This window comes from Mesorhizobium sp. HAY1-8B (genome assembly GCF_056868045.1).
Window position 1 is genome coordinate 5,115,654 of the sequence record NZ_CP200321.1, and the last position, 22,598, is coordinate 5,138,251.

A 22,598-nucleotide genomic window follows, 5' to 3' on the forward strand; every position below is an offset into this window, starting at 1 on the left:
TCTAAAACCGCTCCAGCTTCGTCCGCACCTTTGCTAGAAACGCCGATCTCGTTGCCGGCGTCGAGGCATCCATCAAATAATGCGCCAGGAAAAACGTCTTGCAGCGCGTCGCGCACAGTGCCCGCATGCCGCGCAGCAAGGTCTTGCGTCCGGGCTGTCCAACGACGACGCTCCACCAGGTCGGCGCGCCGCAGGTGGTGATGACGCCGACCTTGGTGACATGCCTCATCAGCGATGTGATCCGCCCCTTGCCCGCCGGCAGCTTGAAGGCGACATCGGTCGCCCACACCCGATCAAGCCAGCCCTTCAGCATCGCCGGTAACCCGTACCACCAGGTCGGATAGACGAACAGGATCGCTTCAGCCCAGGCGAGCAGTTCGAAATGCGGCTTCAGCGCGGGATCGCGCGGCGCCTGGTCATTGTAGGTGCGCCGCTCGTCACAACCCATCACCGGATCGAATTTCTCGGCATAGAGATCGAGCAGCCGCACCTCCCAGCCTCTTGCCTTCAGCACATCGAGAGCGGTGTCGCGGACCGCTGCGCAAAAACTCTCCGGCACCGGATGGCAGTAGACCACGAGGACCCGCATCAGAACGCATCCATGCTCGCCGCAACCTTCGTCATGAAGGACTTCCGTGTTTCGTCGGTCGACAGGTTCATTGCGTAATGCGCGAGGTAGGTGACCGGCGCGCCTGGCTTTACCGTCGCGCGCAGCATGCGCTTGATCAGCCTGCGCGGCGGATCGCCCATCAGCATGGCGCGAAACCGGCTGCCGCCATAGGTGGTGACGGCCGCGACCTTCCTGATGTTGTGCAGGGACGGCTGCACCTTGCCGTCGACCAGCTTGAACGACACGCCAGGCAGGAACACGCGATCGAAGAAGCCCTTCAGGATCGCCGGAAATCCGTAGTTCCAAACAGGATAGGAAAGCACCAGCGCATCGGCCCGCAGCAGACGTTCGACATAGGGCGCCGCGGGGTCCGCGGAGCCGCGCTGGTCATGATAGTCCAGCCTCTCCTGGCGCGTCAGCCTTGGATCGAAATTCTCGGCGTAGAGGTCGCAATCATCGATCGTATGGCCCGCCGCCATCAGCCGCTCGACGACCAATCGGTGCAGGCCGGCATTGAAGCTGGTCTCGACCGGATGGGCGTAGAGGACGAGGATGTTCATCAGCCTGCCTTTTGCAGCCCCTTGAACAAAAAAGTCCGCCCGGAGCGGTAGTCGTAGTCCGGATTTTCCCAGGCGATCATCTTGCCGGGGTTAAGAAGGCCTTGCGGGTCCGTCTCGCGCTTGAAGGCGAGCTGCAAGGCATCCGTCTGCTTCATGCCGCCCTCTTCCAGCGTATAGCGGTGCGGGTTGAAGATCGGGCAGCCATTCTCCTCATGCAGCCGCACGATCTCGTCGAGCCGCGCCTCGGTGGTGAACTTCACCAATGGCAGGCCGAAACAGGTGATGTTGCCGTCGAGCCGCACGAATTCGAGATGCGAGAACACTTCGCCGGGGAACATTGCATCCATTTTCTCGACCAGCGCCAGCTGGTTGGGAAAGGGATAGAGCGATTGCAGATAGGTGATGTCGGGGTCGACACGCAGTGCCCTGAGCGTGGTGTGGTTCCAGGCCAGCTCGTAGGCCGGCGGCAGGCCCTTTTTCTCCTCCGGCGTCGCTGTGGCCGCGTTGAAGATAACCTCGCCGCCGGCGCGCCGGGTGAAGGCAAGGAAGGCATCCAGCCCATGCTGCGCCACCATGACGACGCAGATGCTTTGCCCTTCCCTGAAAAACTTCTGATGCCGCTTGAAATAAAGCTGCGGCACGGGTGCGGCGATCGGGGTGATAAGCTTGGTCAGGATGCCGTCCTGGCAAGCGAGCGCATTGCCGTAGCGCGCCGCGCCCATGAAGGCATCGAAGCCGACAATGACATCGACCCAGTCATAGGCCGCGGTCAGCGGCATCTCGACTTCGGTGATGATGCCGTTCGTACCGTAGGCGTGGGTCACCTTGTGCAAATCCTCGCCGGTGAGTTCGAGCGCTTTTGGTTCGGCCTCCATCGTCACCACGCGCAGGCGAAGCACATTGCCGAAATCGCGCAACCCGCCGAAATTGATCGAGCCGACGCCGCCCGAACCGCCGGCGATGAAGCCGCCGATCGAGGCCGTGTTGTAGGTCGAGGGCGAGAGCCTGAGTTCCTGGCCGGAATGCGCCCGCGTCGCCTTGTCGATATCCGCCAGCACCGCGCCCGGCCCGGTCACCACGCGCCCCGGCGCGATCGACTTGATCTCGTTCATCTCGGCGAGGTTGAGCACGACACCGCCCGACAGCGGCATTGCCTGCCCATAATTGCCCGTGCCGCTGCCGCGCGGCGTCACCGGTACGCCATGCCGATGACAGGCGGCCAGCACGCGGATCAGTTCGGCCTCGGTTTTCGGCGTCACGACCAGGTCGCCGGTGACATGGTCGAGCTGCCGCTTCAGCACCGGGCTGTACCAGTAGAAGTCGCGGCTCTTCTGCTGGACGATGGCCGGATTGTCGTCGAGCTTTATCCCGTCGAGATCGCGTTTGAGCGCCGAGACGTCCATCATTCCACCATCAGTTCGTCGAGCTCGGCATAGTCGGGCAATTGCCGGTCGATCGCGCGTCCGGCGCGCACGACGATGCGATCCGATTCGGGCCGCGACAGCAATTCCGTCCAGCTTCGACCTTTGAACAGAATGAAATCGGCACCGCCGCCGGCGGCAAGCGTGCCGAAGCCATCAAGCCGCATCACCTTGGCCGGCGTCGCGGTGACCGCTTGCGGCCAGTCGGCGACCGGATGGTCGAAATGCAGGATGCGCGTCGCCATGCGATAGACCTCCAGCACGTCGAGGTCGCCATAGGCATAGAAGGGATCGCGTGTATTGTCGGAAGCAACTGCCACCGGAATGCCCCTCGCCTTCATCTCATGCAGCAGCGTGACGCCGCGCCAGCGCGGCGTGGTGGCGTCGACACGCCGGTCCTGCAGATAGAGATTGCACATCGGCAGAGAAACGATCGCCAACCCGGCCTTCGCCACCTTGTCCAGCGTGTCCAGAACCTCGAGATCGGGCTGCCGTGCCAGCGAGCAGCAATGGCCGACGAGGATATTGCCCTCGAAGCCGCTCCAAAGCGCTGCCTCGGCGATCTTCTTCAGCGAGATGGCAGCAATGTCGTCGGTCTCGTCGGCATGGAAATCGAGATCGAGCCCATGCTTGATCGCCTGCGCGAAGACATGGTCGAGCAGCTCTTCCAGGTCCAGCACCATATAGGTGACGACGCCGAGTACGCCCTTGGCGGCAGCCACCCGCTTTGCCAGCCTGTCGAACCATGTCTTGTCGCGCACGCCCTCGATGCCGAGAAGGCAGGCGCCCTGCAGCTCGATGCGGCCGCGCCATGTCTCGCGCATCGTCTCGAACACCGGCCAGGAGATTTCCTCCTGCGGCGCGACACTGTCGAGATGGGTGCGCAGCGCCCTGGTGCCATGCGCGTAGGCCGAGCGCAGTGAAAAATCCATGCGCCGCGCCACGTCCTGCGCGCTCCAGCGCGCGACGCGGTCGGCGCCGGTGGCGTTCAACGCTCCCATGAAAGTGCCGTCGGGATTGGGTTTTCGCGGCCAGATATGGCCCTTGTCGATATGCGTATGGCAGTCGACGAAACAGGGCAAGATGATGCGGCCGTGAAGGTCGATAGCATCGGCGGGCGCCTTCGGTCGGCCATGCGCGGTGATGCTGGAAATCTTGTCGTCGGCGACAGAAATATCGGCGAGCGCAAAGCCGTCGCCGTCGAAGGCCGCGGCAAGTCCGGGCGTCAGCGACGCATGAACGCGAGCGTTGGCGAGATGGTATGAACCTGTGTTCGGAATCAAGGACCTACCGCTCCTGTTTCAGCGCGCTTTCGTGCCAGCGCCGCAGAATGAGATGCGAAATCAGCGACAGCACGAGGAAGATCAGGATGCCGGTCAGCGAGATCAGGAACAGCGCCGCGAACAGCCTTGGCGCGTTCAGCCGGTAGCCGGCCTCGATGATGCGCGAGGCAAGTCCCGACGACTGGCCGGTGGCGCCGGCGACGAACTCGGCCACGACGGCGCCGATCAGCGATAGGCCGCCGGCGATCTTCAAGCCGCCGAGGAAATAAGGCATTGCCGCCGGCAGCCGCAGATATCGCAATTGCTGCCAGCGTGTCGCGCCGTTGAGCTTGAACAGGTCGCGCAGATTGCGGTCGACGGAGTTGAGGCCAAGCGTGGTGTTGGACAGGATCGGGAAGAAGGCGACGATCCAGGCGCAGAGCAGGAGCTTGGTCGTCTGGTTGTTCACATAGATATTGATCAGCGGAAAGATCGCCACGATCGGTGTCACCTGCAGCACGATAGCGAAGGGGAAGAACGACATCTCCACCCATTTCGACTGCGCGAACAGCACCGAAAGGCCAACGCCGCCGATGACGGCCAGGGCCAGACTGAGAAAGGTGATACGCAAGGTGACCAGCAGCGAGGAGAGCAGCAGGCCGGCATCGTTGTAGAGCGTCTGCAGCACCACGCCGGGGCGCGGCAGGATATATTGCGGGATCTCGTTCCAGACGCAGATGCGGTCCCACAGCCAGATCGCCAGGATCATGATCGCCAGCGGCAGCACCCAACGGCCGACCCGCTCGAGCCGCTCCTGGCGCACGCGGCGCGCTTCCTCGGGGTCGAGTTTGAGCACCCCTTCGTCAATGACCGTCATGATGCGCGCCTGCTGTTGAATTGATGGCATTGACCAGCACGTCCGAGGCTTGCCGGCACAGGGCCGCGTAGTCCGGCGAGGTCCGAAACGCCTCGTCGCGCGGATAGGAAGCCTCGATGGCGAGTTCGTCGAACACCCTGCCCGGCCGCGCCGCCATGACGACGACGCGGTTGGAAAGGAACACGCTCTCAAAGACGCTGTGGGTGACGAAGACGACGGTGAAGCGTTCGTCTTGCCAAAGCTCCAGCAGATCGTTGTTGAGCTTGAAGCGGGTGATCTCGTCCAGTGCCGCGAACGGTTCGTCCATCAAAAGCACGCGCGGCTTGGTCACCATGGCCCGCGCGATGGACACACGCATCTTCATGCCGCCCGACAGTTCGCGCGGCACGGCGTCCTCGAAGCCGGTCAGGTGAACCCGCGCCAGCATCTCCGTGATCGCCGGCGCCGCCTTGGCGCGGGAAATGCCTTTCAGCCTCAGCGGCAGCCAGACATTGTCGAAGACGCTGGCCCAGGGCAGCAGCGTCGGTTCCTGGAAGACGAAGCCGATATTGGCGCGGTCGAGCGAGCCACCGCCGCGCCAGTCGAGCACGCCGGAGGTCGGCGTCGACAGGCCGGCGATCAGCCGCAGCGCCGTCGACTTGCCGCAGCCGGACGGCCCGAGCAGGCTAAGGAAATCGCCTTCCCGGATCGTCAGGTCGACAGCGCTCAGTGCCGTCACGCCGTTGGAAAACACCTTGCCGACGCCGCGCAGCGCCAGCAAGGTCGGAGCGACGTCCGATGCCGGCGCTTGCGCCACCTTTTCCCCTATCATGCCCAGGCTGGCCTATTTCTTCAGGTCGAGCCCGACACCCTTGTTGACGAAGGCCAGCGTGTAGGCCTTGGTGATGTCGATGCCATCAGGCGTGACCTTGGCCTTGACCATCTTGTCGTAGAAACTCTTGATCCGTGCATCGGTCATGGCGCCGATGCCGAGCTTTTCGGTATCGCCGGAATCGGCAAGCCCGAACTTCTTCATCTGCTCGATCGAAAAGGCGATCTGCTCATCCGTCATGTCAGGATTGTCTTTCTTGATCATGTCGTTGGCGGCCTTGTTGTCGCCGTAGAGGTACTTGTACCAGCCCTTGGCCGAGCCATCGACGAAGCACTGGACCACTTCCGGTTTCTTGTCGATCGTGTCCTGCATGACCTCGATCGTCGTCGAGTAGGTGTCCCAGCCATAGTCGGCGAGCAGGAACTGGTTGGGCACGAAGCCGCCTTCCTTCTTGACCGCGAACGGCTCCGACGTGACGTAGCCCTGCTGGATCGACTTCTTGTTGGCGAGGAAAGGAGCGGTGTTGTAGGTGTAGGGTGCGCGCTTGGCGGCGTCGAAGCCAAGTGCCGTGACCATCCACTGGAAGAAGGTCTGCACGCCTTCATCGCCCAGAATGTACTGGTCGGCATTCTTGAGGTCTTCCCATTTGTCGAGCCCCTCGCCGGGATGGGACATGATGACCTGCGGGTCCTTCTGGAAATCGGCGGCCACGACGCGCATCGGAATGCCTTGCTGGACGGCATCGAAGGCCGACAACAGGTTGCCTCCCATGTAGAAATCGATCTTGCCGGCCAGCAGCATCGGCCGGCCGCTGACCTGCGGGCCGCCCTGCATGATCGTGACGTCGAGGCCGCAAGCGGCATAGGTGCCGTCCGCCACGGCCTGGTAATATCCACCATGTTCCGGCTCGGCCAGCCAGTTGGTGCCGAAGGTCACCTTTTCATTCGCCGCGGCCCCCAGTGTGCTGGCGGCAAGCAAGGCCACCACCGCCACCGAGGTCTTCTGTTTTGCGTACATCGACAACCACCCTTTGTTTGCTCCGGCGCGCCTCGCGCCAGGCTCGACACCAAAGATTCAAGAAGCAAGACACATGCCACCGGCGTCTCGCGCCGGGACCCGCCGGCTTGCACCACAGCCATCTGCGAAAGCCGGATAGGTAGTGCTGCACCGGAGGCATCGTGCCTATTTTTTGAACGCCTGTCCACAATCGCACCAGCGACATCCCAGGCCATCTTGAAGCTGTAGTGAATACGGCCTTAGGCTGACGGCATCCAGGAGATTGCCATGTTCAGATTCCTCACCCCCAAGTCGATCAAGCCTCCCTTTGCCCGCTATAGCCACGGCGTCGAAGTGCCCGCCGGCAAGCGGCTGGTGCTGTGCTCGGGCCAGGTCGCCATCACGGCGGACGACCAGATCCCCGAGGATGCCGGCGCCCAGGCCGAGCTCTGCTTCCGCAACATCGAGGCGATCCTTGGAGAGGCCGGGCTGGGACTCGGGGATATCGTGCGCATCAACGCCTACGTCACCGACCGCGCGCATCTGCGGCCCTATATGGATGTCCGCGATCGGCTGTTTTCAAGCCCGGCGCCGGCTTCGACACTTATGATCGTTTCCGGCTTTGCCCGGCCCGAATTCAAGGTCGAGGTCGAAGCCATCGCTGCCGGGTGATCGACAGGCCGCCCATGCCGGGCTAGAGCAATTCCAGGAAAAGTGTGAAACGGTTTTCCCGGGAAAAGCGCGTAGCGTTTTCCCTAGGGAATTGCGTCAAAACAAAGAGTTAGAGCGGTTCGTCGTTTCCGTGAAACGGTGAACTGCTCTCTGCCCTGAGCATTGAAGAGGCATGATATGACCGTAGCCAAAAGACGAGTCTGGTGGGGTGACTACCGGACCACGGAATACGCCTCGATCGATCCGGAGGCGACGATCGCCGTCCTGCCGGTGGCGGCGATCGAGCAGCATGGCCCGCATCTGCCTGTCTCGACCGATACCTCGATCATGAACGGCATGCTCGACACGGTGATCGCCCGCCTGCCCGACGATCTGGACATCCGCATCCTGCCGGTCCAGGCGGTCGGCAAGTCGAATGAGCATCTGCACGCGCCGGGCACGCTCACCCTGCCCGCAACGACGCTGGTCGAGGCCTGGACCGAACTTGGCGTGTCGATCGCGCGCGCCGGCGTGCGCAAGCTCATCGTCGTCAATTCGCATGGCGGCAACGAAGAGATCATGGGCATCATCACGCGCGAATTGCGGGTTCGCGAAAAGATGCTGGCGGTGAAGACGAGTTGGCAGCGTTTTGGCCGGCCGGCCGGCATGTATACCGAACTCGAGGATCGTCACGGAATCCATGGCGGCGACGTCGAGACCTCGCTGATGCTGCATTTCCGGCCGGATCTCGTCGACATGGCCAAGGCCGAGAATTTCGTTTCCAACGTCGCCGGGGCCGAGAAGGAATTCTCGCTGCTGCGCCATACCGGCACCCACGCCTTTGCCTGGATTGCCGGCGATCTCAACCCGAACGGGGTGGTCGGCGATGCAAGCATCGCGACATCGGAAAAAGGCCGGCTGACAGCGGAACATCAAGCCGACGGGTTCATCAGCCTGCTCAGGGATGTGCGCAAGGCAAAGCTAGCCGATTGGCTGAAATAATCGACTTGGATATCGATCTTCAGCTCGAACGGCGTGCCCTCAAACGCGTCGGCGCCGCGCCCGATCGAATGGATCGCCTCGATCATTCGGCCATCGCGCTCCAGCAGCGCGTCGGCCACCGCAATCAAGCGCGGATTGGGTGTCGCCGATGGCGACAGTGTCCGCAGCGTCCGAGCCAGTTCGACCTCGTCGCGCTTCGGCGCGAGCGCGGCCGCGATGATGTAGGCCGAAGCCGTCGAGCGGCTGATGCCGGCATAGCAATGCACGACCATGGGCTTCGCCCGGTCCCAGCGGCGCGCGAAATCGAGCAGGTTGCGCACATGCTCCTCGCCCGGCATGGTCATGCCGTCCTGAGCCACCGCGATATCGTGCATGACCAGGTGCAGATGATTCTCTCTCGATATCGATGCCGGACGCGTCACATCCGTTCCGACGGAGAGCAGCGACAGCATGCGGTCGGCACCGGCCCTGGCCACCGTCTCCTCGATCTTCGACAACGAACAGACATGGATCATGGTGTTAAACCCTTTGATCGATCCTCGTGCCGCGTCGCCCAACCGGCAAGGGCCGATTCGAGCCGCAGCCATTCTTCCTGACTCCCCGGCAGGCCGACGCGCAGGACATGCGGCCGGCTGGAGAAATGCCGAAGCAGGACGCCACGCTCGCCAAGCGCTGAAAACAGGCCAGCGGCATCCGGCAGGCTGAGATAGCGGAACAACGTGGTGCCGCCCACGACAGGCACGCCGAAACGGTCGAACAATGTGTCCAGCCGCGCCGCCGCGTCCGCCAGGGAGCCCCGCATCGTTTCCTGCCAACCGATATCGGCAAGCGCGCGGATGCCGTATTCCAGCGCCGGGCCGGCAACAGCCCATGGCCCGAATTGCGATTCCAGAGATTCCACCGTCGCTGCATCCGAAAGCGCGAAGCCGAGCCGCAGGCCGGCCAGGCCGAAGAACTTGCCGAACGAGCGCAGCACGACGATGCCGCCTTGATCGACGTCACCGGCGAGGCTGTGCTGGCGCGGGCCGACATCCATGAACGCTTCGTCGACGACCAGCAGCCCGCCTTTTGCACGCAGCCCGGCGGCCAGCGCCAGCAGCCGGCCGCGCTCGATTACGCGACCGTCGGGATTGTTGGGATTGACGATGACGGCAAGGTCGGCCTGCGCCAGCGCCGCGAAATCGCTGACTTCGCTCACCTCGTGACCGGCGATCGCGGCGGCACGCGCATGTTCGGCATAGGTCGGCCCCAGCACCAACGCCTTGCCAGGCCTGACCCGCGACGCCACGCGCGGCAACAGGATCTGCGTGCCGGGCGCCGCGACGACGTTGGCTGGCGACGGCGCGCCGTAGGTTCTGGCCGCTATCTCTGTCAGCTCACGCGCTCGCCCGGCTTCCGGCAATCGCCACAGCGAGGTGGCGGGCAGGTCGAAAAGCGGGTAGGAGTGCGGATTGATACCGGTAGAGAGGTCGACGAAAGGCAATACGGCGTTGGGGAAAAGCACCCTCGCCCGGCCGAGACTTCCACCATGGTCCACCGCTCCTTCAAGAAGCTTCATGTCAGTCCTGATCGCTTTCCTGTCATTGGCCGTCGAATTCGCCCTCGGTTACCCGGATTGGCTGTTTCGCGCCATCGGCCATCCGGTGACGTGGTTCGGCAGGCTGATATCCTTTCTCGATCGCAGGCTCAACCGCGCCACTGATCCCGACGCACTACGTCGCCAACGCGGTGTCCAGGCACTTCTGGTCATCGTGCTGGTGCCGGCGGCGATCGGCCTTTGCGTACAGCTTGTCCTGCTCTGGTTCGTTCCCCTGGGACTGATCGTTGCCGCCCTTCTGGCGACATCGCTTCTGTCGCAGAAGAGCCTTTACGAACATGTCGAATCCGTCGCCGACGCGCTCGATACAGGCGGGCTGGCCATGGGCCGTGTCGCCGTCTCGCGAATCGTTGGCCGTGATCCCGAAGCGCTCGACCGCGCCGCCGTCTGCCGTGCGGCGATCGAAAGTCTGGCGGAGAATTTTTCCGACGGGATCGTCGCTCCCGCCTTCTGGACCGGTGTCGGCGGGCTGGCCGGCGGCGCCGCCTACAAGGCCGCCAACACCGCCGATTCGATGATCGGCCACCGCACCCCGCGCCACGAGGCCTTCGGCTGGGCGGCGGCGCGCTTCGACGACTGGATCAACCTGCCGGCCTCTCGGCTGACGGCGCTGCTGATCGTGCTGGCGGCTTTCCTGGTCAGGGACGCCGATCCCCGCAGCGCCTGGCACGCGGTGTGGCGCGACGCGAAAAAACATCGCTCGCCCAACGCCGGCTGGCCGGAAGCGGCCATGGCCGGCGCGCTCGGTCTGGCACTGGCCGGGCCGCGCAGCTATGGCGGCATCATGGTCGACGACGTCTTCATGGGTGAAGGCGGCCGCCGCGACGTCGACAGCGGCGACATCAGGCGGGCGCTGAAACTCTACCGCGTCGCTGACTATCTGCTGATCGCGCTGGTCGGCTTGGTCTCGGTTGTCGCGGTTCTGGCGTTCTAGAACTCGATCCCCTGCTGGGCTTTCACGCCTGCCGAAAAGTGGTGCTTGGTCACAGCCATTTCGGTGACCAGGTCGGCAGCTTCGACCAGTGCCGGCTTGGCGTTGCGGCCAGTGACGACGACATGCAGTCCCTCGTGACGCGCTTTCAGCGCTGCGACCACCTTGTCGAGATCGAGATAGTCGTAGCGCAATGCGATATTGAGCTCGTCGAGCACGACAAGGCTGATGGACGGATCGGCCATCAACTCCAGCGCCTTGGCCCAGGCGGCTTCGGCAGCGGCGATATCGCGTTTCAGATCCTGCGTCTCCCAGGTGAAGCCCTCGCCCATTGCGTGCCAGACGACGCGGTCGCCGAAGGTTGCGAAAGCATCCTTCTCGCCGGTATGCCACTTGCCCTTGATGAACTGGACGACGCCGACGCGCCTGCCATAGCCGAGCATGCGGAGCGCCAAACCGAACGCTGCTGTCGTCTTGCCCTTGCCCGGGCCGGTGTTGACGATCAGCAGGCCCTTCTCGATCGTCTTGGCCGCCACCTCGGCGTCCTGCACCGCCTTGCGCTTGGCCATCTTGGCGCGGTGGCGCTCTTCGTCCCGGTCTTCGGTGGTCTTGCCGTCGATATCGGTCATCTCATTTCACCTTGAGTGGCAGCCCCGCCACCATCAGCAGCACCGTATCGGCGATCGCCGCGACCTGCTGGTTGAGCCGACCGGCCTCATCACGAAAGCGGCGCGACAGCGCATTGTCCGGCACGATGCCTTGCCCGACTTCGTTGGATACCACGAACCACGGCCCGCGAGGTCGCGACAACACATCCGCCAGCCGCCGGCACTCAAACCCAAGGTCATGGTCTGCCAGCATGTGATTGGTCAGCCACAGCGTCAAGCAGTCGACCAGCACCGGGTGGCTATCGGGCAAAGCCTCGAGCGCGCCGGCGAGGTCGAGCGGCGCATCCATAGTCGTCCAGCCCGCGCCGCGCCGCGCCCGATGCAGCGCTATGCGCTCGCGCATCTCGTCGTCATAGGCTTGCGCGGTGGCGATATAGGCCCATGGCGAGGGCAACGCCGTCGCCAGGGTTTCGGCGTGCGCGCTCTTTCCCGAGCGCGCGCCACCAATGATGAAGCTCAGCTTGCCGCGATCAGGCAAAGCTGTCGCGCAGGCTGGTCGCGGTGCCGGTGAAGCGTCCGCGCACCACGCCGACGACGGCGCCAAGCACCAGCCAGAACACCAGATTGGTCAGCGTCACCGCCACCACGAACTGGTGGTGCAGGCCTTCCGGGATCGGTGTCTCGAAGCTATCGGGCTGCGGCGCGCCGACGATGTGCGGCGCCACGATCAGCAGCACGGCAAGGATGGCAAGCGGCAACGACTTGCGGAACGCGATCAGGCCAAGCCCGATGGCGGTCGCGACCACCGTTGCCACCCACCAGATCTGGCGCTGCGTGAGGTCGGCCGCCGGCATGGCCGGCAGTTCCGGCGGCAGGCCGAGGCCGGGCGCCAGCGTGAAAACGGCAAAGCCGGCCAGGCCCCAGAACACGCCCTGGCGCCAATTGCCGATGCCTCCGGCGAATTCCGAAACAGCGACCAGGATCAGCGCGAAGCCGATGCCGGTAACGACGTTGGACACCACGTTGAAGGCAAAACGTTCGAAGCCGTCGGCAGGCGCCCAGCCCTCGTCCTCGGCCGGAACAGCCGCTGCGGCCGGAGCCGGGGTGGCAGCGCTCATGGCATTCGATGCCGCTGGCGCGGCGGAACTCATTGCGTTGCCGCTGGCGGCATCAGCCGGCGCCGTGGCATGGTCATGGCTATGGCCGCCTTCGGCCTGTTCGTAAACTTCCGCCTTGAGGATCAGCGGCACGGTGGCATAGGCCTGCATGCAGGCGAGAACGACGCCGGCCACGAGCCCTGCGATCGCCGCGATGAACACGACGTTGCGAAACAGATTCATGATGTCAGATCCTCGTCAGTGGCAGGGAAACGCCATCGAATGCCGGTTGTCATGACCGGCATTGTGGACCGCATCGATATGCGAGAAGCCGACGAAGCCGATGATGAAGGTGCCGAGCAGCGCGGCGAGCGCCAGCTGCATGAAGCGCGACTGCGAGGAAACGGAGGCGCCGAGAGAGACGGAAGCGGTAGTCATGTCTTGTCCTTTCACCCTCCACCCGAGGGCATCGAAGTCAGTTTCCTGTCGCCGGCAGGTCTCCTGGCTCACGGATCAGCGCCCTTCCCCACCTTCCCGAAGACAAATCTTCAGTGGCATATGGAGAGGACTACCGCACACAGTTGCGGGGGCAGCAACGGCATTGGGCAACAAGTCAGCCCGCACCGTATTCCCTCTTGGCTCCAAAATGGAACCGACGACATCGGCGACTATAGGCAGAATCATCGCCTCCGGCAAACCAAATTCCGCCGGTAACCAGCGCGATTACGCCATGCCGCCCACATCCGCCGTCATCGGCACCACAATTGACAATTATGCTGGCCGGGTGTCGGCTGCCTCTTCACAGGAAGCCAGCCATGCAGCCAATTGCCAGCGAGCGCCATCCCTATAACGGCCTGACCCAGGCCGAACCCACCCTGCCCTCATCGGCCTATTGGGATGCAGCGGCCTATCAACTGGACCTCGATGCCATCTGGTACAAGAACTGGCTGCTGGTCTGCCGCGAGGCCGATCTGGCCCAACCGCTGGCCTTTCGCCGATTCCGCATCGGCACGCAGGACATCATCGTGCTGCGCGACGACACCGGCGCGTTACGGGCCTTCCACAATACGTGCCGGCATCGCGGCTCCCAACTTTGCCAGGAGAGCGAGGGCCGGCTGAAGGCGCGGCTGATCACCTGCCCCTATCATGCCTGGTCTTATTCGCTGCGCGGCGACCTCGTGCGCGTGCCGTCGAAATCATTGCCGGACGGCTTCGACAAGGCCGACCATCCGCTCTATCGCGTCGCACTCTCGGTATGGCGCGGCTTCGTGTTCATCAATTTGCAGGAGGACGCGGCGGGCTCCGCGCAGGCATCCTTCGACCCGGCCTCCGGCAATCTCGGCAACTGGCCTCTGGAAACGCTGGTGGCAGGCCATGTGCTGCGCAAGGTGATGCACTGCAACTGGAAGATCTTTTGGGAGAACTTCAACGAGTGCCTGCATTGTCCGGGCGTCCACAAGGACCTGTCGCGGCTGGTGCCGATCTATGGCCGCGGCCTGATGAGCCGGCATGACGACCCCGAATGGACCCGCCACGCCGACAATGACGCGCCGGAGTTTTCCGGTGGTCTGCGGGCGGGCGCCGAAACCTGGTCGAGCGACGGCAAGACCCATGGGCCGGTCTTCTCGGGATTGACACCAGCCGAACGCGCCGCCGGCCAGACCTACGCCACCAGCCTGCCCTCGATGTTCATCGTCGGCCATGTCGACTATGTCAGGACCGTTCGGCTGGTGCCGCTCGGGCCGGAACAGACGGAACTTGTCTCCGAATGGCTGTTCGCGCCCGAGGCGCTGGCCGCGACCGACATCGACAACATCATCGCCTTCGGCACACAGGTGCTGGAGGAGGATGCGGCGATCTGCGAGGTCAACCAGAGAGGCCTGCGCTCGATGCGGCACGCCGCCGGCGTGCTGATGCCCGAGGAATATGAACTGCACCGCTTCCACAACTGGGTGCGCGAACACCACGCAACGCTTTCGCCGTGATCCTCACAGTGACTTCGGCAGATAGCGCCAGGTCACGAAGCCGCACGCCGCCGCCAGCAGGCCGAGCGTGACGAACACCGAACCCAGCCCGAAGAAAGCCAGCACCACTGAATAGACCAGAGGCGGCGTCAGTTCGGAAAAATCGAGATAGGTGCGGTAGACCGCAGCCATCTGCGGCCGTTCATAAGATCGTACCGAACGCATGAAGGCGGTCGAACCCAAGGCGTCGAGCGCGATGGTGAAGAAGGCGCCGCACAAGAGGAAGGCGCCGGTGAGCAGCGGCACGCTCTCGCCCACCGCGCCTGCCGCCATGAGCGTTGCCGACATGGCGAAATAGGCAAAGGTCATGGTCATGCGACCGCCAAAGCGTTTTCCGGCCTTGCCCCAGAAGATGGCCATGAACAGCAGCGCATTGCCGGCGGAGACCAAGAGGCCGCCGGCCAGCTCGCCCTGGCCGGTGATCACCATGAACAGCGGCCCATAGACGAAGAACGTCGTCCAGAAGCAGGAGCGGCCAAAGGCGATCAGCCAGGCAAGCCTCAATCTGGGCTGCGCGACGAAGCGGCCGATATTGGCGAGCGGATTGGCCGGCCGGGTCTTGCCGGGCCGGATCGACTGGTTGTCGCCCAGCCGATAGGTCCAGAACAACGCCAGCAAGGCCAGCGCGAACACCGCCACCGCTCCATGCGCCGCGTAGATGCCGAAGCGTGTATAGAGGAAGATGCCGAGCGTCGGCCCGCCGGTCCAGGCGAACATCGACCACGCCATGCGCAGCGATTCGGCCTGCATGAAGTCGGTCTTGCGGATGTGGTCCATGATGTAGAGGTTGAGCGTGATCGACAAAGCGCTCGCGCCCATCACCCGGCACAGCATCCCCGCCAGTTGCCCGGCAAGCGTATGGGTGACGAAGAACAGCGAGCCGATGGCGAGCAGGCAGGCGCCCGCCGTGTAGACCCAGCGCCGGGCAAAGCGGCGGATCAGCATCGGCATGAACAAGGTCACTGACAGGCCGAGCAGCGCCACGATGGTGTAGAGGATCGAGACGATCTGCTCGTTGTGCAGGATCTCGTAGGCCTGGATCGGGATGACGCTCGACACCGTGGCGCGGGCAAAGGACTCCACCGCGTAGAGCGAGGCGAAGGTGCGCGCATCCGCAGCCTTGAGGGCCGGGAGCCAGATCGGATGGCGCACATGGGTGGACATTGCTTCCCCAAAGCAGAATCACCAGCCAAATCTGCCCTGGCCATTCCCGGGCGATTAAGAGGAAACCGACCCGTTACCGGCCAAAAGCGAAGCCGGTCAAAGGCTTCCCGGCTCTGGCCTAAAGCGTCGCTTGATCCACCCCCTGGCCTTCTTCTGTCCCGTCCAACCGTGATAGTCCTCAGGCGGGCTGAATCAGATCGCGAGACCATGACCATCCATATGCCGACCGCACCCGTTCCGGAGCCATCCAGGCGCATCGTCGCCATCGACATCGTGCGCGGCATCGCGCTGCTGGCCATGGCGAGCTACCATTTCACCTGGGACCTGGAATTCTTCGGCTACACCGATCCGGGCCTCACCGCCTTCGGCTGGTGGAAGATCTACGCACGCTGCATCGCCTCGACCTTCCTGTTCCTGGTCGGCGTCAGCCTGTACCTCGCCCATGGCCGGCAAATCCGCTGGAACGGCTTCTGGAAGCGGTTCGCCATGGTTGCCGGAGCGGCGATCGCCATTTCGGTCGTCACGCGGATCGCCACGCCCGATGGCTTCATCTTCTTCGGAATCCTGCACCAGATCGCGCTCGCCAGCCTGCTCGGCCTCGCCTTCCTGCGGCTGCCCGCGCTGCTGACGCTTGTCATTGCCGCGCTGGTCATCGCGGCGCCCATCTACTTGCGCTTCGAGGCGCTGGATCATCCCTGGCTGTGGTGGATCGGCCTGTCGGCGATCAATCCGCGATCCAACGACTATGTGCCCCTGTTTCCATGGTTCGGCGCGGTGCTTGTCGGCATCGGCGTGGCGAAACTCGCCTCCGCATCAGGCATGCGAGCCCGCCTTGCGAGCCTCGAACCCGGACGCTGGGCCAGTCCGCTGGTCTTCATTGGCCGCCACAGCCTCGCCTTCTACCTGATCCACCAGCCGGTGCTGATCGGCTGCGTCTGGTTGTTCTCGCAACTGATGCCGGCCCAGGTCGAAACCCCGCAGGTCAATTTCCTCAAAACCTGCCAGCGCTCGTGCGAGCAGACGCGCAACGCAACCTTCTGTTCGAGCTATTGCGGATGCATGCTGACGACGCTCGAGGGCGAAGCCTCTCTTGATCGGCTCGAGAACAACGACCAGACTGCGGAATTCCGGGCGCATCTGGGCGATCTGGCCGGCAGTTGCACGGCCCAGACCGAAGACAAGATGGATGAGGGAGGAACGCAATGACCGAGCCCCAACCGAAGCCCGGGGTGATACCGTGGCCGCCGGTTATCTACACCGCGGCGATCGCCATCAGCGTCATCCTCGGCATGCTCTATCCCCTGCCCTGGATCGGCGATCTCCTGGGTGACCTCCTGTTCGCGGCCGGCTGGGTGGCGCTGTTCGGCGTCGCCGTGCTCTGGTTCACCGCCATCCGCACCATGATGCGGGCCAGGACAACGCTCAATCCCAATGCCGTGCCCGACCATCTCGTCACGACCGGCCCCTTCGGCGTCACCCGCAACCCGATGTATCTCGCCAACACACTGCTGTTGATCGGCGTCGCCTTTGTCTCGGGGATAGCCTGGTTCCTGCTCTTTGCCTTCATCGCCGCCTTCCTCACCCAGAAGCTGGCGATCGAGGGCGAGGAAAAGATACTGGCGGCGAAATTCGGCAAGAAATACCGCGACTACGCGAAGCGGGTGCGGCGCTGGATTTGAACAGCGTCAGGTGTTGACGCCAAGCTCCACGAGCCGCTCGACGCAGGATTCCTCGGCCTGGTCGAGTTCGGCCAGCGTCTCCTCGAGGTCGCGGCGCTTTTGCCTCAGATCCTCGCGCTTTTCCTCGATGCGCTTGATCATCAGTTTGAGCTGCCCGACCTCGCCCGGCGGCTCCTTGTACATCTGGATGATTTCGCGAATCTCGTTGATCGAGAAGCCGAGCCTTTTGCCGCGCATGATCTGCCGGATGAGATGGCGGTCGGAGGGACGAAACAGCCGCGTTCGGCCACGCCGCACCGGCTGCACCAGGCCTTCGTCCTCATAGAAACGCAGCGTCCGCGTCGACACGTCGAATTCGCGGGTCAGTTCGGTGATCGAATAATATTCCCGCATTGTCACTCCAAGTCGGAATTCCGGGCGACCGCCACGCGGCGCCGCCTTCTGTCCTGAACCAAACCCTTGGCCGCCGGAATCGACATGGCCCCCGCGCGAGCCTCGCACGGCATTTACGTAAAAGTCAATTGAGGCGACTACCTTACGCCGAACCACCAGCTTGCAAGGCCAAGGAAAGCGAAAAAGCCGACGCAGTCGGTGACGGTGGTGACGAAAACCGCCGACGCCACGGCCGGGTCGATCTTGAACCGGTCGAGCAGCAGTGGGATCAGGATGCCGGCGAGTGCGGCCGCGAACATATTGATGATCATGGCCGCTCCGATGATCCCGCCCAGATTGGGATCGCGAAACCAGACGGCGGCGACGATGCCGATCAGAACGGCAAAGACGATGCCGTTGATGAAGCCCACACCCATTTCGCGGCGGATGATGCGGGCGGCATTGTAGATGTCGAGGTCCTTCGTCGCCAGCGCCCGCACGGTGACGGTCATGGTCTGCGAACCGGCATTGCCGCCCATGCCGGCCACGATCGGCATCAGCACGGCGAGCGCCACGATCCGCTCGATCGTGTGGTCGAACAGGCCGATCACCGATGCCGCCAGAAATGCCGTGACAAGGTTGACCAGCAGCCAGGGAACGCGCGAGCGCGAGGTCGCAAACACTGTGTCGGACAGTTCCTCGTCGCCAACGCCGCCCATGCGCAGCAGATCTTCCTCCGCTTCCTGCTGGATGACGTCGACGACATCGTCGATGGTCAGCACGCCGACCAGCCGCTCATTCTCGTCGACGACCGCGGCTGACAAAAGATCGTACTGCTCGAACTCCCGCGCCGCCTCTTCCTGGTCCATGGTGGCCGGAATGGCGTGGCGCGTCTCGTGCATGACATCCTCGACCTTGACCGCGCGCTTGGTGCGCAGGATCTGATCGAGGTCGATGGCCCCTAACAGTTTGAAGGTCGGGTCGATGACGAAGATCTGACTGAAGCGCTCAGGCAGGTTCTTGTCCTCGCGCATGTAGTCGATGGTCTGGCCGATGGTCCAGAACGGCGGCACCGCGACGAACTCGGTCTGCATGCGCCGCCCGGCGGTCTCCTCGGGATAGTCGAGCGAGCGGCGCAGCCTGATCCGTTCGGTGAACGGCAGCTGCGAGAGGATCTCGTCCTGGTCTTCCTTTTCGAGATCTTCGAGAATGTAGACGGCGTCGTCGGAATCGAGTTCCTGCACCGCCTGCGCGATCTGCGCATTGGGCAGATGATCGACGATCTCCATGCGGATCGCCTCGTCGACCTCGGTCAGCGCGGAAAAGTCGAAATCGGCGCCCAGCAGCTCGACCAGGGCCTGCCGCTGTTCGGGATGCAGCGCCTCGATCAGGTCGCCGAGTTCCGACTGGTGCAGATGGTCGACTTCATGCTTGAGGGTCAGCGTATCGCGATCGGCGATCGCCGCCCCGATCTGGGCAAGGAAAGACGGAAGGACCGCACCGTCCTCGCCATAGATATCGGCGCGGGCATCGTCAGCCGCCTTGGCGGAGGTCGTCTGCTTGTCCTCCACCAGCGCCTCCTGCCATCCCGGAAAAATTGTGCCTCAGGTCTAGAGCATCGGACCCTAAAGCGGAAACCGGTTTCGCGGAAATCCGATGCATCTCGCGTACAGACGCGATTCGATTCGAGAACTTATCGCTCTAAGGTACGGAATATCAAACGAAACGCCTGCTCCACGTTGTCCGGCGAGTGTATCGCGGATGCCTGACCTGGCAATGCCTATCCCATCAAGAACCAGCCAATCCCGGCTTCAGGCGGCGCGACAGCCGATGTCGCTGGGGAAAGAGCACCCCGGCGCGATTGGGGCAGAATTGTCATGATACGGGTCCAGGCCTGAAGCCTGGCCTCGGAGTTGCGGCACAACCAGCCCAGGACAAAAACGGCCCTTGAACAGCAAGCCCGGGAAAACGAGCAAGGCAGTTGGCGACCGGCGCATGCGCATTGTCGTCGCCGAGCGCAACCCATTCGTCATATCGGCGCTGCGCGAAATGCTCGAATGCGACGGCCGTTTCGACCTGTTGAGCACCGTGCAGAGCGGCAGGCAATTCCTGGATCTGGCGGCAAAGGGCGGGTTCGACGTCGCCGTCATCGGCTGGAAGCTCGCCGACATGGACGGCGCTGATGTGCTGGCCGAGATCCAGAGCCGCAAGCTTGACGTGCGCATCACCGTCTTTTCCAACGACCATGACATCGGCATCCTGAAGCAATGCGTGCGGCTCGGCGCCCAGGGCTACTGTTTCCAGTTCGACGACCCAGCCATCATCTTCGACACGATACTGGCGGTCGCGCATGGCCGCATCTGCATCCCTTATATCGACATCAACAAGGTCAATGACACGCCGCTGGCGCAGCTCACCGTGCGCGAACGCGAGCTGCTGGCGGTGCTTTCCGACGGCTGGACCAATCTGCAGATCGCCACGCGGACCGGCATTTCCGAGAACACGGTGAAATACCACCTGAAGAATCTCTACGACAAGCTCGATGTCCGCAACCGGGCGATGGCCGTCGCCCTCTATGCGCGGGAGAAACGCACCCAGAAGCAGCCTTTCGGGTAGGACAGAACCCGGGCCACTCGGGTAGGCTGAGCGGGTAGGCTTTTCCCACCCGCGCGCGGCGAGATCTTACCCGCCAAGGTGTTGTTGGCTTTAGCCCTCGAAACGAAACTCCCCCCACCGCTTTGCTGGATCAGGAGGAGTTCGCATCATGGCCGGTTTCACCCATCTTTTCATTCCCGGGCCGACCAACATTCCCGAACAGGTCCGGCAGGCGATGAACCTGCCCATGGAGGACATGCGCGCCGCGTCCTTCCCCGATCTCACTCTGCCGCTGTTCGAGGATATCAAACGCGTTTTCAAGAACGAGACCGGCCGCGTCTTCATCTACCCCTCCTCCGGCACCGGCGCCTGGGAAGCGGCGATGACCAATGTGCTCAGCCCCGGCGACCGGGTGCTGATGTCGCGCTTCGGCCAGTTCTCGCATCTGTGGGTCGACATGGCCGAGCGCCTCGACTTCGAGGTCGAGGTGATCGACTGCGAATGGGGCACCGGCGTACCGCTCGAGGTCTATGCCGAACGGCTGAAGGCGGACAAGACGCATCGCATCAAGGCAATCTTCTGCACGCAGAACGAAACGGCGACCGGCGTGACCAGCGACGTTGCCGGCTGCCGCGCCGCGCTCGACGACGCAAACCACCCTGCCCTGCTCTTCGTCGACGGCGTGTCGTCGATCGGCTCGATCGACTTCCGCCAGGAGGAATGGGGCGTCGACTGCGCCGTCAGCGGTTCGCAGAAGGGTTTCATGCTGCCCGCCGGCCTCGGTTTTCTCTCCGTCAGCAAGAAGGCGCTCGTTGCTTCGCGAACCGCCACACACAGGCGCTGCTTCTTCTCCTTCGAGGACATGATCCGCGCCAACGATGCCGGCTATTTCCCCTACACGCCGGCCACGCAGCTTTTGCGCGGCCTGCGCGCCTCGCTCGACCTGATCGCCGAGGAAGGCCTCGACACAATCTTCGCCCGCCATCATCGGCTCGCCGAAGGCGTGCGAAAGGCGGTCGACGCCTGGGGCCTGAAGCTGTGTGCCAGGGCGCCGAAATGGCATTCCGATACGGTGAGCGCCATTCTGGTTCCTGAAGGCATCGACAGCGGCGACGTCGTCAAGCGCGCCTACCGCACCTACCAGACCTCGCTCGGCGGCGGCCTCAACAAGGTGATGGGCAAGGTCTTCCGCATCGGCCATCTCGGCTGGCTGAACGAGGTGATGGTGCTCGCCTCGCTGTCGGCGGCCGAAATGGCGCTGCTCGATTGCGGCGTGCGCCTGGCGCCTGGTTCCGGCGTCGGCGCCGCCATCCAGCATTTCCGCGCCTCGGCCGCCGTGCCGGTCGCCGAAGCCGCCTGAGGGATACGACGATGAGCCACACCATCAACCACCTCAGGAAATTGAGACTCCAGCGCAGCGAACTGGCGGTTCCCGGCTCCAGCCCGGAGATGATCGACAAGGCGGCCAACAGCGCTGCCGACTTCGTCTTCCTCGACATCGAGGACGCGGTCGCCCCGCCCGACAAGGAACGCGCCCGCAAGAACATCATCCAGGCGCTCAACGACATCGACTGGCGCGCCAAGGGCAAGACCGTCTCGGTGCGCATCAACGGGCTGGACACCCACTACATGTACCGCGACGTGGTCGATGTGATGGAACAGGCCGGCGACCGGCTGGACACCATGCTGGTGCCGAAGGTCGGCGTCCCGGCCGATCTCTACATGGTCGAGGCCATGGTCAACCAGATCGAGATGGCCAAGGGTTACAAGACCCGTGTCGGCCTCGAAGCGTTGATCGAAACCGCGCTCGGCATGGCCAATGTCGAGGCGATCGCCGCGACGCCTGGCCGGCTCGAGGCGATGCATTTCGGCGTCGCCGACTATGCCGCCAGTTGCAAGGCGCGCACCGTCAACATTGGTGGCCTCAACCCCGACTATCCCGGCGACCAGTGGCATTTCGCGCTATCGCGGATGACCGTCGCCTGCCGCGCCTATGGCTTGCGCGCCATTGACGGACCATTCGGCGATTTCTCCGATCCGGAGGGCTACATCGCCGGCGCGAGGCGCGCGGCGGCACTCGGCATCGAAGGCAAATGGGCGATCCACCCCTCGCAGATCGCGCTTGCCAACGACGTCTTCTCGCCGCCGGAAAAGGAGGTTGCGCGGGCCAGGCGCATCCTTGAGGTGCTCAAGGAAGCCGAGGCTCTGGGAAAAGGCGCAGCCGCACTCGACGGCAAGATGATCGACGCCGCGTCGGAACGCATGGCGAGGAATGTTCTGGTGGTCAACGAAGCCATCGAACGTGCTGGCCAAACCGCCACGCATTGACTGTTCAGGGAGG

General features: G+C 63.6%; 25 protein-coding genes and 1 riboswitch. Of the genes, 9 read left to right on the forward strand and 16 right to left on the reverse strand.

Going from position 1 to position 22,598, the window contains the following annotated elements; genetic code table 11:
- Nucleotide 1: 1 nt before the first annotated feature.
- The 7 genes from AC1VON_RS24515 to AC1VON_RS24545 are packed head-to-tail and all read right to left on the reverse strand — an operon-like array spanning nt 2 to nt 6,558.
- Nucleotides 2-589: an NAD(P)H-dependent oxidoreductase gene (locus AC1VON_RS24515; RefSeq protein WP_483125147.1), complete on the reverse strand. Its 588-nt coding sequence runs from the start codon at nt 587-589 to the stop codon at nt 2-4.
- Nucleotides 589-1,170, reverse strand: a complete 582-nt coding sequence (locus AC1VON_RS24520; protein ID WP_483125148.1) for an NAD(P)H-dependent oxidoreductase — start codon at nt 1,168-1,170, stop codon at nt 589-591. The genes AC1VON_RS24515 and AC1VON_RS24520 overlap by 1 nt, the downstream gene beginning before the upstream one ends.
- Nucleotides 1,170-2,573, reverse strand: coding sequence for an FAD-binding oxidoreductase (locus AC1VON_RS24525; RefSeq protein ID WP_483126374.1), 1,404 nt, complete (start codon nt 2,571-2,573; stop codon nt 1,170-1,172). Before AC1VON_RS24525 ends, AC1VON_RS24520 begins: the two co-directional genes overlap by 1 nt.
- Nucleotides 2,573-3,874 (reverse strand): cytosine deaminase, encoded by a 1,302-nt coding sequence (locus AC1VON_RS24530; protein WP_483125149.1) that lies wholly within the window; start codon nt 3,872-3,874, stop codon nt 2,573-2,575. The genes AC1VON_RS24525 and AC1VON_RS24530 overlap by 1 nt, the downstream gene beginning before the upstream one ends.
- A 4-nt stretch (nt 3,875-3,878) precedes the next feature.
- Nucleotides 3,879-4,730, reverse strand: a complete 852-nt coding sequence (locus AC1VON_RS24535) for an ABC transporter permease (protein WP_483125150.1) — start codon at nt 4,728-4,730, stop codon at nt 3,879-3,881.
- Nucleotides 4,717-5,541 carry an ABC transporter ATP-binding protein gene (locus tag AC1VON_RS24540; RefSeq protein ID WP_483125151.1) on the reverse strand — a complete coding sequence of 275 codons (825 nt, stop codon included), beginning with the start codon at nt 5,539-5,541 and terminating at the stop codon, nt 4,717-4,719. Before AC1VON_RS24540 ends, AC1VON_RS24535 begins: the two co-directional genes overlap by 14 nt.
- 12 nt (nt 5,542-5,553) lie before the next feature.
- Nucleotides 5,554-6,558, reverse strand: a complete 1,005-nt coding sequence (locus AC1VON_RS24545) for an ABC transporter substrate-binding protein (protein WP_172350038.1) — start codon at nt 6,556-6,558, stop codon at nt 5,554-5,556.
- A gap of 267 nt (nt 6,559-6,825) precedes the next feature.
- Between AC1VON_RS24545 and AC1VON_RS24550 the strand changes: the two genes are divergently transcribed.
- Both AC1VON_RS24550 and AC1VON_RS24555 read left to right on the forward strand, forming a co-directional pair.
- Entirely contained in the window at nt 6,826-7,209 is a 384-nt protein-coding gene (locus AC1VON_RS24550) for a RidA family protein (protein ID WP_027044938.1), read from the forward strand.
- 177 nt (nt 7,210-7,386) lie between these two features.
- Nucleotides 7,387-8,190 carry a creatininase family protein gene (locus tag AC1VON_RS24555; protein WP_483125152.1) on the forward strand — a complete coding sequence of 268 codons (804 nt, stop codon included), beginning with the start codon at nt 7,387-7,389 and terminating at the stop codon, nt 8,188-8,190.
- On the opposite strand, the gene AC1VON_RS24560 is transcribed toward AC1VON_RS24555, so the two are convergent.
- Together AC1VON_RS24560 and cobD are read right to left on the reverse strand one after the other, a co-directional pair.
- Nucleotides 8,121-8,705 carry a tyrosine phosphatase family protein gene (locus AC1VON_RS24560; RefSeq protein WP_483125153.1) on the reverse strand — a complete coding sequence of 195 codons (585 nt, stop codon included), beginning with the start codon at nt 8,703-8,705 and terminating at the stop codon, nt 8,121-8,123. The two genes, AC1VON_RS24555 and AC1VON_RS24560, sit on opposite strands and share 70 nt — an antisense overlap.
- Entirely contained in the window at nt 8,702-9,748 is a 1,047-nt protein-coding gene (cobD, locus tag AC1VON_RS24565) for a threonine-phosphate decarboxylase CobD (protein ID WP_483125154.1), read from the reverse strand. Before cobD ends, AC1VON_RS24560 begins: the two co-directional genes overlap by 4 nt.
- On the opposite strand from cobD, the gene cbiB reads away from it, so the two are divergent.
- Nucleotides 9,747-10,721, forward strand: coding sequence for an adenosylcobinamide-phosphate synthase CbiB (cbiB, locus tag AC1VON_RS24570; protein WP_483125155.1), 975 nt, complete (start codon nt 9,747-9,749; stop codon nt 10,719-10,721). The two genes, cobD and cbiB, sit on opposite strands and share 2 nt — an antisense overlap.
- Here cbiB and cobO read toward each other — a convergent pair.
- Genes cobO through AC1VON_RS24590 form a run of 4 tightly spaced genes read right to left on the reverse strand, consistent with a single transcriptional unit; the run spans nt 10,718 to nt 12,861 of the window.
- Nucleotides 10,718-11,347: a cob(I)yrinic acid a,c-diamide adenosyltransferase gene (gene cobO / locus AC1VON_RS24575; protein WP_483125156.1), complete on the reverse strand. Its 630-nt coding sequence runs from the start codon at nt 11,345-11,347 to the stop codon at nt 10,718-10,720. The two genes, cbiB and cobO, sit on opposite strands and share 4 nt — an antisense overlap.
- Nucleotide 11,348: 1 nt before the next feature.
- Entirely contained in the window at nt 11,349-11,864 is a 516-nt protein-coding gene (gene cobU / locus AC1VON_RS24580; protein ID WP_483125157.1) for a bifunctional adenosylcobinamide kinase/adenosylcobinamide-phosphate guanylyltransferase, read from the reverse strand.
- Nucleotides 11,857-12,666, reverse strand: a complete 810-nt coding sequence (locus tag AC1VON_RS24585; protein ID WP_483125158.1) for a CbtA family protein — start codon at nt 12,664-12,666, stop codon at nt 11,857-11,859. Before AC1VON_RS24585 ends, cobU begins: the two co-directional genes overlap by 8 nt.
- A 15-nt stretch (nt 12,667-12,681) precedes the next feature.
- A complete protein-coding gene (locus AC1VON_RS24590; RefSeq protein ID WP_027029535.1) occupies nt 12,682-12,861 on the reverse strand; it encodes a CbtB domain-containing protein in 180 nt (59 codons plus the stop codon).
- A 36-nt stretch (nt 12,862-12,897) separates the two neighbouring features.
- A riboswitch (cobalamin riboswitch) is annotated at nt 12,898-13,095 on the reverse strand.
- Between the two features lie 143 nt (nt 13,096-13,238).
- Between AC1VON_RS24590 and AC1VON_RS24595 the strand changes: the two genes are divergently transcribed.
- Complete coding sequence (locus AC1VON_RS24595) at nt 13,239-14,408, forward strand: aromatic ring-hydroxylating oxygenase subunit alpha (protein ID WP_483125159.1); 1,170 nt, start codon at nt 13,239-13,241, stop codon at nt 14,406-14,408.
- A gap of 3 nt (nt 14,409-14,411) precedes the next feature.
- Here AC1VON_RS24595 and AC1VON_RS24600 read toward each other — a convergent pair whose 3' ends face one another.
- Nucleotides 14,412-15,611 carry an MFS transporter gene (locus AC1VON_RS24600; RefSeq protein ID WP_483125160.1) on the reverse strand — a complete coding sequence of 400 codons (1,200 nt, stop codon included), beginning with the start codon at nt 15,609-15,611 and terminating at the stop codon, nt 14,412-14,414.
- Between the two features lie 207 nt (nt 15,612-15,818).
- Between AC1VON_RS24600 and AC1VON_RS24605 the strand changes: the two genes are divergently transcribed.
- Together AC1VON_RS24605 and AC1VON_RS24610 are read left to right on the forward strand one after the other, a co-directional pair.
- On the forward strand, nt 15,819-16,817 hold the full coding sequence (locus AC1VON_RS24605; RefSeq protein WP_483125161.1) for a heparan-alpha-glucosaminide N-acetyltransferase: 999 nt from the start codon (nt 15,819-15,821) through the stop codon (nt 16,815-16,817).
- On the forward strand, nt 16,814-17,290 hold the full coding sequence (locus tag AC1VON_RS24610; protein WP_483125162.1) for a methyltransferase family protein: 477 nt from the start codon (nt 16,814-16,816) through the stop codon (nt 17,288-17,290). Before AC1VON_RS24605 ends, AC1VON_RS24610 begins: the two co-directional genes overlap by 4 nt.
- Before the next feature lie 6 nt (nt 17,291-17,296).
- Here the strand turns inward: AC1VON_RS24610 and AC1VON_RS24615 are convergent, their stop codons facing one another.
- Together AC1VON_RS24615 and mgtE are read right to left on the reverse strand one after the other, a co-directional pair.
- Entirely contained in the window at nt 17,297-17,683 is a 387-nt protein-coding gene (locus tag AC1VON_RS24615; RefSeq protein WP_006203215.1) for a MerR family transcriptional regulator, read from the reverse strand.
- Nucleotides 17,684-17,820: 137 nt separating this feature from the next.
- Entirely contained in the window at nt 17,821-19,233 is a 1,413-nt protein-coding gene (mgtE, locus tag AC1VON_RS24620) for a magnesium transporter (RefSeq protein ID WP_483125163.1), read from the reverse strand.
- Between the two features lie 424 nt (nt 19,234-19,657).
- Here mgtE and AC1VON_RS24625 point away from each other — a divergent pair, with 424 nt between their 5' ends.
- The 3 genes from AC1VON_RS24625 (at nt 19,658) to AC1VON_RS24635 (ending at nt 22,585) form a co-directional block, all read left to right on the forward strand.
- Complete coding sequence (locus tag AC1VON_RS24625; protein ID WP_483125164.1) at nt 19,658-20,278, forward strand: response regulator transcription factor; 621 nt, start codon at nt 19,658-19,660, stop codon at nt 20,276-20,278.
- A gap of 148 nt (nt 20,279-20,426) precedes the next feature.
- Nucleotides 20,427-21,617: an aminotransferase class V-fold PLP-dependent enzyme gene (locus AC1VON_RS24630; RefSeq protein ID WP_483125165.1), complete on the forward strand. Its 1,191-nt coding sequence runs from the start codon at nt 20,427-20,429 to the stop codon at nt 21,615-21,617.
- Nucleotides 21,618-21,628: 11 nt separating this feature from the next.
- Nucleotides 21,629-22,585 (forward strand): HpcH/HpaI aldolase/citrate lyase family protein, encoded by a 957-nt coding sequence (locus AC1VON_RS24635; RefSeq protein WP_172350022.1) that lies wholly within the window; start codon nt 21,629-21,631, stop codon nt 22,583-22,585.
- Nucleotides 22,586-22,598: the final 13 nt, after the last annotated feature.

Bases quoted from the DNA above. Each gene is read 5' to 3' on its own strand.
- AC1VON_RS24585 (WP_483125158.1), bottom strand. From the start codon at position 12,666: ATGAATCTGTTTCGCAACGTCGTGTTCATCGCGGCGATCGCAGGGCTC.
- AC1VON_RS24525 (WP_483126374.1), bottom strand. From the start codon at position 2,573: ATGGACGTCTCGGCGCTCAAACGCGATCTCGACGGGATAAAGCTCGAC.
- AC1VON_RS24600 (WP_483125160.1), bottom strand. From the start codon at position 15,611: ATGTCCACCCATGTGCGCCATCCGATCTGGCTCCCGGCCCTCAAGGCT.
- AC1VON_RS24540 (WP_483125151.1), bottom strand. From the start codon at position 5,541: ATGATAGGGGAAAAGGTGGCGCAAGCGCCGGCATCGGACGTCGCTCCG.
- AC1VON_RS24625 (WP_483125164.1), top strand. From the start codon at position 19,658: ATGCGCATTGTCGTCGCCGAGCGCAACCCATTCGTCATATCGGCGCTG.
- AC1VON_RS24545 (WP_172350038.1), bottom strand. From the start codon at position 6,558: ATGTACGCAAAACAGAAGACCTCGGTGGCGGTGGTGGCCTTGCTTGCC.
- AC1VON_RS24595 (WP_483125159.1), top strand. From the start codon at position 13,239: ATGCAGCCAATTGCCAGCGAGCGCCATCCCTATAACGGCCTGACCCAG.
- AC1VON_RS24535 (WP_483125150.1), bottom strand. From the start codon at position 4,730: ATGACGGTCATTGACGAAGGGGTGCTCAAACTCGACCCCGAGGAAGCG.
- AC1VON_RS24605 (WP_483125161.1), top strand. From the start codon at position 15,819: ATGACCATCCATATGCCGACCGCACCCGTTCCGGAGCCATCCAGGCGC.
- AC1VON_RS24520 (WP_483125148.1), bottom strand. From the start codon at position 1,170: ATGAACATCCTCGTCCTCTACGCCCATCCGGTCGAGACCAGCTTCAAT.
- AC1VON_RS24515 (WP_483125147.1), bottom strand. From the start codon at position 589: ATGCGGGTCCTCGTGGTCTACTGCCATCCGGTGCCGGAGAGTTTTTGC.
- AC1VON_RS24635 (WP_172350022.1), top strand. From the start codon at position 21,629: ATGAGCCACACCATCAACCACCTCAGGAAATTGAGACTCCAGCGCAGC.
- AC1VON_RS24560 (WP_483125153.1), bottom strand. From the start codon at position 8,705: ATGATCCATGTCTGTTCGTTGTCGAAGATCGAGGAGACGGTGGCCAGG.
- AC1VON_RS24555 (WP_483125152.1), top strand. From the start codon at position 7,387: ATGACCGTAGCCAAAAGACGAGTCTGGTGGGGTGACTACCGGACCACG.
- AC1VON_RS24610 (WP_483125162.1), top strand. From the start codon at position 16,814: ATGACCGAGCCCCAACCGAAGCCCGGGGTGATACCGTGGCCGCCGGTT.
- cbiB (WP_483125155.1), top strand. From the start codon at position 9,747: ATGTCAGTCCTGATCGCTTTCCTGTCATTGGCCGTCGAATTCGCCCTC.
- AC1VON_RS24615 (WP_006203215.1), bottom strand. From the start codon at position 17,683: ATGCGGGAATATTATTCGATCACCGAACTGACCCGCGAATTCGACGTG.
- AC1VON_RS24550 (WP_027044938.1), top strand. From the start codon at position 6,826: ATGTTCAGATTCCTCACCCCCAAGTCGATCAAGCCTCCCTTTGCCCGC.
- AC1VON_RS24630 (WP_483125165.1), top strand. From the start codon at position 20,427: ATGGCCGGTTTCACCCATCTTTTCATTCCCGGGCCGACCAACATTCCC.
- AC1VON_RS24590 (WP_027029535.1), bottom strand. From the start codon at position 12,861: ATGACTACCGCTTCCGTCTCTCTCGGCGCCTCCGTTTCCTCGCAGTCG.
- cobD (WP_483125154.1), bottom strand. From the start codon at position 9,748: ATGAAGCTTCTTGAAGGAGCGGTGGACCATGGTGGAAGTCTCGGCCGG.
- cobO (WP_483125156.1), bottom strand. From the start codon at position 11,347: ATGACCGATATCGACGGCAAGACCACCGAAGACCGGGACGAAGAGCGC.